This window comes from Intrasporangium chromatireducens Q5-1, assembly GCF_000576575.1.
Lineage (GTDB): Bacteria > Actinomycetota > Actinomycetes > Actinomycetales > Dermatophilaceae > Intrasporangium_A > Intrasporangium_A chromatireducens.
The window spans coordinates 1-1100 of the sequence record NZ_AWQS01000500.1 but is presented as its reverse complement, the minus strand read 5'-3'; the positions used below and the strand labels follow the sequence as shown (position 1 = coordinate 1100).

Here is a 1100-nt window from a genome sequence, read left to right as displayed (position 1 = left end):
GCGGCTGGAACGCGGCCACCGGCGTGCGGGTGCGGCCGATCTCGATGGCCGTCCCCACCGCGAGGAGGACGCCGAAGACGACCCGGCGGGTCTCCGGCCAGGTCCACAGGACGCGCACCAGCATCGCGACCAGGGCCAGGCCGAGCAGGACGACCACCCGGGCCCGGCCGAGCCCGCGCCGGACCACCGCCCCGCCGAGGACGACCGTCGCGAGCGCCGCCATCGTCCACGTGTCGAGGAACTCGGTCAGGCGGGTGAGTGTGGCGTGGAAGGCGAAGCTCGCCCCGCCGACGGCGACGAGCGCGCTGCCGAGCAGGAGGCGCAGGACCCGCTCACGGTGGGCCGGCTCCCCGGTCGGGAGGAGGACGGCGACCCCGGCCACGACGAAGGCGAGCGAGGACCAGGCGTTGACGGGCTGGGCGAGTCCGGTCGTGTGGACCGCCTCGCAGAAGCACCTGGTCGCGAGGCAGACTGCGCCGTCGCTGGACATGACGTGACCGTACCGCCCACTGGATGGCCGCTTTGGTGTGCGGGCCGCGTTTGCTAGGAAAGGTGCATGGCTACCACTGCACTCCGAGGCACCCCTGTCGAGACGATCGGCGACCTGCCGCTCGTCGGCGACGTCGCCCCCGACTTCACCCTCGCCACCACCGACCTCAAGGACGTGACCCGTCCGGAAGGCAAGCGCGTCGTGCTCAACATCTTCCCTAGCATCGACACCGGCGTGTGCGCGACGAGCGTCCGCAAGTTCAACGAGCTCGCCGCCGGTCTCGACAACGTCGAGGTCATCTGCGCGTCCGAGGACCTGCCGTTCGCGCTCAAGCGGTTCTGCGGCGCCGAGGGGATCGAGAACGTGACGGCCGCCTCGGCGTTCCGCTCGACGTTCGGCGAGGACTACGGCGTGACCCTGACCGGCACCGGGATGAAGGGCCTGCTGGCGCGTTCGGTCGTCGTCATCGACGCCGACGGCACGGTGCTGCACAGCCAGCTCGTCCCGGAGATCACGACCGAGCCCGACTACGACGCCGCCCTCGCCGTCCTCAACTGACCCAGGGCTCCCCGGCTCTCTCCCCCCACCCGTCGAGTGAGCGCAAACTCCG

The 1100-nt window shown here is 71.5% G+C and carries 2 protein-coding genes; one reads left to right on the top strand and one right to left on the bottom strand.

All coding sequences use genetic code 11. The features are described 5' to 3' along the window. On the bottom strand, positions 1 to 490 hold a 490-nt coding region (locus N864_RS22500; RefSeq protein WP_034722837.1), incomplete at its 3' end, for a ceramidase domain-containing protein. A 66-nt stretch (positions 491 to 556) separates the two neighbouring features. Here N864_RS22500 and tpx point away from each other — a divergent pair. Continuing rightward, positions 557 to 1048 (top strand): thiol peroxidase, encoded by a 492-nt coding sequence (gene tpx / locus N864_RS22495; protein WP_034722836.1) that lies wholly within the window; start codon positions 557 to 559, stop codon positions 1046 to 1048. Positions 1049 to 1100: the final 52 nt, after the last annotated feature.

Bases quoted from the DNA above. Each gene is read 5' to 3' on its own strand.
- tpx (WP_034722836.1), top strand. From the start codon at position 557: ATGGCTACCACTGCACTCCGAGGCACCCCTGTCGAGACGATCGGCGAC.